Raw genomic sequence first — 6,329 nt, forward strand, 5'->3', positions numbered from 1 at the left:
ACCAAATCTGCACCGCTCTCATAGTGCACACAGGCCACCCAGTGGTCCTCATCTACCTCAACCAGCGGCGGTTGATCAACCGCACAGCGCTTCTCCGCCACCGGGCAGCGGTGATAATACGGGCATCCGCGCCGTAAATTTTCCACATCCCGCTCTACCAGTGTAATCTCTTTTTCCCATTTACGGTCCAGCCTTGGCACCGATTCCATCAACATGCGGGTGTAGGGATGCAGAGGGGTGTTGAAAATCTTTTCCACTGCACCCTGTTCAACAATGTTGCCTTTATATAGAATGACCGCCCGTTCGCTGATGTAATAGGCCAGTGAAAGATCGTGGGTGATGAACAGGATCGACAGACCATAAGCTTTGAGGTCTGCCAGCAGGTTCAGCACATCAATCCGCGTCGAAGCATCCAGCATGCTGATGATTTCATCCGCCACCAGAAACGAAATGTTCAGCAACAAAGCCCGCGCAATCAAAAAACGCTGCAATTGCCCGCCGCTGAGCTGGTGAGGATATTTATTCAACACATGCGCCGGATTTAAACCTACCGAAGAAAGCGCCTTCTCAACCCGCTCCCCCCATTCGGCGTCAGATACTTGCGGGAAGAATTCTTCATGCACGACTTTAAAAATCCGGTCGGCTTTGAAGATCGGATTATACGAACTGAACGGATCCTGAAAGACACCCTGTACCTGCCGGTAATAATTTTTCAAGGCTTCGCCCTCAAAACCGGCAATATCTTCACCGTTATAGAAAATTTTTCCTTCGCTGGCATTCAATAAACGCAAAATCATTTTACCGATGGTGCTTTTTCCGCTGCCGCTTTCCCCAATCAACGAAACCACCTGCCCCTTGTGAACTTCAAAACTCACTTTGTTCACAGCCAGCAGCGCCCGGCCCCCGAACGCCCCAACCCGATAAATCTTGGAAACCTTATCCAGCCTGAGCATGATTCTCGTACTCCTTCCAGCAGGCAACAAAATGATCCCTCTCAACTTCAATAAAGGGTGGTTCTTCCAGACAGCGTTCGTAAGCCAGCGGGCAGCGTTCCCGGAAACGGCAGCCCGTCGGCGGATTCAAGAGCAAGGGAGGATTACCAGGAATGCCCTGCAAACGCTTTTCGGCAAAGCGCACCCCCACCTCCGGCAAGGCCGAGATCAACAGCCGGGTATATGGATGACGGGGCGACTCGATAATGGATCGGGTGGGGGCTTTTTCAGCCAGCACACCGGCGTACATGATCAAGATACTGTCGGCAATCTGATACAGAATGGATATATCGTGGGTAATCACGATCAGGTTTTTGACAAACTCCCGGTCTCGAAATTCCACCAGCATCTCTGCCACCGCTTTCTGGGTAGCCACATCCAGCGCGGAGGTGATCTCATCGGCAATCAACAGCGAGGGGTTGAGCAATGAGGAAATTACCATCACCATGCGCTGTTTCATCCCTCCCGAAAGTTCAATTGGGTACATCTTCAACACTTCATGCGGCAAAGCCACCAGATCAAGCCGTCGTTTCAATTCGGGCAGAATGTCCTTGTAGTGAACCCCGCGCGATTCGAGCAGTTCGCGGATCATAACGCCGATTTTACGAATCGGGTTCATGGCGTTCATGGCATACTGGGGAATCAGGGAGATTTTGCGAAACCGGTGGGTATTCATCCCTTCGGCATCCCAAATCGGAATTTCCTCGCCGTCCACCTCCACCCGCCCGCTGATGTATTTCATCGGTGGGAAGAGCACAATCAGGCTGTGGCCCAAAGTCGTCTTTCCGCAGCCCGATTCACCCGCCAGCCCCATGATTTCGCCATCTGCCAGCTGAAAACTGGCATGTTCCAGGGCGCGTACATCGCCCCGCAGGGTCTGGTAATATACGGTCAGGTTCTCAACTTTTAAAGCCATGGTTCAAATCTCGCGAAGTTTCGGGTTAAAAATTTCATCCAGCCCAACATTCATGCTATAAAGCGCGCCGACAATCGCCGTGATGGCCAGCCCCGGCGGCACAAACCACCACCACATTCCAAACGGTAATGCCCCCCACAGGACGGCGTATTGCATCATCAATCCCAGCGAAATGGTATTGGTCGGTCCCAATCCAATAAAATCCAGGGTTGCGGCGGTGAGAATGGCCCCACCAAACTGCAAAATGAAAACCAGAACGAGGTAAGACATCATATTGGGAGCAATCTCATCACGAATGATCCGGAGCGGTTTCATGCCGCTCAGTTTCGCCAGATCCACAAACTCCCGCGTGCGCAGCGAAAAGGTTTGAGCGCGGATGGCGCGGGCAACCCACGGCCAGGCGGTTAGTCCAATGAACAGACATTCCATGAGCAGGCTGCGCACCTGTAAATACGCCGCAATAATCAACAGAACGGCCAGCGTGGGAATCACCAGCACAATGTTGGTGAAGGCGTTAAGGATTTCATCCACAATGCCCCCGCGGTATCCGGCCGTGAACCCGATCAGCATCCCCACCAGCGTGCCAAGCCCGCCGCCGAGCAGACCGACCACAAAAGTAGCCCGCAGGCCGTTCACAAATTGCGAAAAAACATCCTGCCCGAAAAAGGTTGTGCCCATCCAGAAATGGGTCGAAGGTGGCTCGGCACCGCGCGGGCTGGCATATTCCAAAGGCTTGTACTTCGTAAAAGTGGGTCCGATCAGTGCCAGAATCAGGAAGAACAGGATGATTCCGCTCCCGATCAGCAGTTTTTTATTGCGTAAGGTGAAATAAAGAACTTCACTGCGCTTCTTCATGCCGACTCTCCCACCATTCCCCTTCTTGTACGCGGGTCAACCACCAGATAAACCAGATCGATGACAAAATTGGCAATTAAAACACCCAACACGATGAAGAGAAAACAACCCTGAATCAGAAAATAATCCTGATTCTGGATGGCTGCCAGCAGAAGATAGCCGATACCCGGATAGGAAAACACCACTTCGGTCACCAGGGCTCCGGCAACGATGACCCCCAATTTGAGGGCTAAACCAGTAATTTGGGGCAGGATGGCGTTGTCAAAAGCATATTTCCGGACCAGACTTTTTGGAGCACCCAGCGCATTCAGGTAACGCGAGTACTCGGCTTCCAGTTCGTAGATGATCATATTACGCATCCCAATTGCCCAGCCGCCAAACTCGATGATAAATAATGAGGCGAAAGGCAGGAACCAGTGATGAAGCAGGTCGAGCAGGAAAGTCACTGACCAGGTAGGCCGTAACGAGAAGGAGTAGGCTCCCGCGATGGGGAAAATGCCGATCACAATCCCAAAAAACCACGCCATCAGAATGCCCAGCCACATGTAAGGCGTGGCAGTCAGAATGTAACTGATTGGAAGGACGAAATTATCCAGACGTTTGGAACGCGCAGCAAAAGCCCCAAACTTGTTGCCGGTGTACCATCCCAAAAGGACGGCAGGCACCAGCAAAAAGACATCGTAAGGCACAGCCCGTTTGAGCACATCCACCACCGGCGTTGGGAACAAATACGTGCTGATGCCCAAATCGCCCTGAAAAAGGGCTTTCCAAAAGTTGAGGTATTGCTGCCAGAGAGGTAAATCCAACCCAAACAAACGGGCGTAGTAATCGTACATCATTTGAATGGCAGTTGCGTTGGAGGCAACCGAAACCCGCGTCAGCATGTTGCGGATCGGGTCGCCTGGCATAAAGCGCGGAATCAACCAGTCAATGGTCACAGCCAGAAAAAACGTCAGCGCATAAATCACCATTTTCCGAATCAGATAACGCCGCATGAAAATCTCCTGCTGGTCTTTTTCTCTACTCTCAGTTTCTTACAAACTTTAATTCCGCAAAGGAGAAGGGATGCCGCCTCCCCCTTGCGGAAAGAGGCGGCTTCGCCAGATCAGCGCCTAGGGTGAAACCGGCTTCAGGTTGATCAGAGTCTGCAAACCACCCATCTGCCAGTAACCGGACCAGGTGGAAGGCAGCGAGACCGGATTCTTCTCGCTGGGCCAGTTCGTCCAGGCTGATTCAGTCCACTGCGCCCACAATCCGTTGTACCACAGCGGGATCATCGGCATTTCGGAGAGCATCAGTTCCTGAATCTTGCTGGTGGCTTCCTTCATTCCCGCTTCGTCGCTGGTTGGGACACGCGCCAGAGCATCCACCAGATCGAACATTTCCTGATTGGCGTAGCGCCCGAAGTTACCGGACTGCATTTGCTCCTGAATCGGATGGCGGAAGAGCAGGTTGTACAGGGTCCAGGGGGTATTGCTCATCTGTGCCCAGTTGTTGAGCGTCATGTCAAAGGTGGCACCCTGCAAGGCAGTGTTCCAAGCGCCGTAATCCGGATAGGCGGCCTGAATATTAATACCGGCCGACTGGGCACTGGAAGCAATGATGTCAATCGCCGCCATCCAGTCCGTCCAACCGTTCGGGCAGGTTACCTGCAACTTGATATCCGAACCATCCGGCGCCTCCACAAAGCCATCGCCGTTGACATCCCGATAACCGGCATCTGCGAGCATTTGCCTGGCTTTGGCGGTATCAAAAGTGTAGCCCAGTCGGGCAATCACTTCGACATCCTCGTATTTGCTCATGGTCGGCAACAGACCGGAGGGGCTGGCAGCCTTGACCAGATTGGCATACGCTACATTGACGATTGAGGGAACATCAATGGCAAAAGCCAGGGCGCGGCGGAATTTGGCATCATCCATCGGCTTCTTGGTAGTGTTCAGGAACAGCACCGCCGTGTTGGCCGAAAGCATGTAAGGCGGTTTTTCATAGAAAGTCTTGACATAACCCTTCTCGGCAAGCGTGGCAATGCCGGGCAGGAAGTTGTTGCTCAGATCCAGTTCGCCTTTGACGACCATGCCCAGGGCAACATTATTGCTGGAGGTGCGAATATCCACAATGTACTTGGGTGCCGGTTTGCCGAAGATGGAAATTCCCCACCAGTTTTCGTTCCGCACCCAAACGTTGCGGTCCTCGGCATGGGTGAGGTACATGTAAGCACCGGAGCCTACCGGTTTTTCGTTCGCGCCGGTGGTGACTTCTTCCTCACTGCGGCCTTCCCACAGGTGTTTGGGGACAATCGGCAGGTTGAAGAGGTAGTTATCCCATTCCTGATAAAGCGGATCTTTGAAGGTCAGGGTCAGGCTGGTTTCATTGATCACCTTGACGTCGGTGAGCCCGGTGTTCGTCCAGACCGGCGAGAACCACAGGGCTGGAAACCTCTTGCCGAGTTCGAGAGTGAATTTGACATCTTCGGCCGTCAGGGGTTTGCCATCGCTCCAGGTCAAGCCCTTGCGCAGAGTAAGGGCATAGGTGGTGGGGTTGGTCCACTCCCCTTTTTCTGCCAGCCAGGGGATGAATTTGTCGGTCAATGGATCGTAATTGAAGAGGAATTCGTAGAGAAAACCGATTGTACCGGTGGTGTTGGCCAGCATGCCCGGCTGGAAGGGATTCCAGGTAGAGGCCGGCCCCCAGGCCGCGCCACTGACGTAGAGCGTTTCGTTGCGCGGATAGCTGGTTGGACCCGGTTCAGGGGTGGCCACCACCTCGACAATCTGAGTCTCCACCACTCTCTTTTCTACTTCAACCGTCTGGATAATGGTTTCGGGAGTGGGTGTGGCTGTGGGACCGCAGGCAGCCAGCAGCAGGCTGGCCAGAATCAGCCCCGTGAATAGATACAAAGCAAACTTACGCATGGTTCCTTTCTCCTTTCTTCAGGAAAAACAAGGGTTACAGGTTTTTTTGAGCGGTGTTGGGTCGGGTTTCTTTGCATCCATCTCCTCCAGGATGATCACCTCCTTTAAAATTTTTAGAAAAGATCAAATTGTTTTGGAAGCGCTCCCAAAATTACGTAAAATTTTTCATCCCTGCACAACGCGGCGTTTTAATGCGCCGCAGGAATCGCGAATCACCAGTTCGGTATCCATGATGATTCGGCGGGGCGGTTGCACCCCATTTTCGATCAGATCGAGCAGCACCTCCACTGCCTTGAAACCCAACGGAGCAATCGGCTGACGCACGGTGGTCAACGGCGGTGTAGCCGAGGCTGCCATTGGCAAATCGTCAAAACCAACCACGGCAATATCTTCGGGAACGCGCAGCCCCGCTTCGCGGATGGCGCGCATTCCGCCAACCGCCATCGCATCCGAGGCGGCAAAAACCGCATCCGGGCGGGCTGGTAGCAAGGCCTGCATGGCGTAATACCCCCCTGCCTCGGTGTAATCGCCTTCGGCGATCAGTGCAGGGTCAAGTTTTCTGCCCCGCTCGAAAAGCGCGCGGGCATAGCCTTCTTTGCGGTCAATGCTCACGGTGGAATTGCCGGTACCGGCGATCGTGGCAATCCGCTGGTA

At 53.4% G+C, this 6,329-nt stretch carries 6 protein-coding genes; all 6 read right to left on the reverse strand.

Going from position 1 to position 6,329, the window contains the following annotated elements; all coding sequences use genetic code 11:
- Nucleotides 1–953 (reverse strand): ABC transporter ATP-binding protein (locus VAE48_RS13050; RefSeq protein ID WP_322793769.1); only part of this gene is annotated, 953 nt, incomplete at its 3' end.
- Nucleotides 937–1,908, reverse strand: coding sequence for an ABC transporter ATP-binding protein (locus VAE48_RS13055; RefSeq protein WP_322793770.1), 972 nt, complete (start codon nt 1,906–1,908; stop codon nt 937–939). The genes VAE48_RS13050 and VAE48_RS13055, both read right to left, overlap by 17 nt.
- A 3-nt stretch (nt 1,909–1,911) precedes the next feature.
- Nucleotides 1,912–2,763: an ABC transporter permease gene (locus tag VAE48_RS13060; protein ID WP_322793771.1), complete on the reverse strand. Its 852-nt coding sequence runs from the start codon at nt 2,761–2,763 to the stop codon at nt 1,912–1,914.
- Complete coding sequence (locus VAE48_RS13065; protein ID WP_322793772.1) at nt 2,760–3,758, reverse strand: ABC transporter permease; 999 nt, start codon at nt 3,756–3,758, stop codon at nt 2,760–2,762. Before VAE48_RS13065 ends, VAE48_RS13060 begins: the two co-directional genes overlap by 4 nt.
- Before the next feature lie 117 nt (nt 3,759–3,875).
- Nucleotides 3,876–5,675, reverse strand: a complete 1,800-nt coding sequence (locus VAE48_RS13070) for an ABC transporter substrate-binding protein (RefSeq protein WP_322793773.1) — start codon at nt 5,673–5,675, stop codon at nt 3,876–3,878.
- Between the two features lie 165 nt (nt 5,676–5,840).
- The coding region (locus VAE48_RS13075; protein ID WP_322793774.1) for a substrate-binding domain-containing protein at nt 5,841–6,329 on the reverse strand (489 nt) is incomplete at its 5' end.

The sequence above is a fragment of the Bellilinea sp. genome, from assembly GCF_034432615.1.
GTDB lineage: Bacteria > Chloroflexota > Anaerolineae > Anaerolineales > Anaerolineaceae > Bellilinea.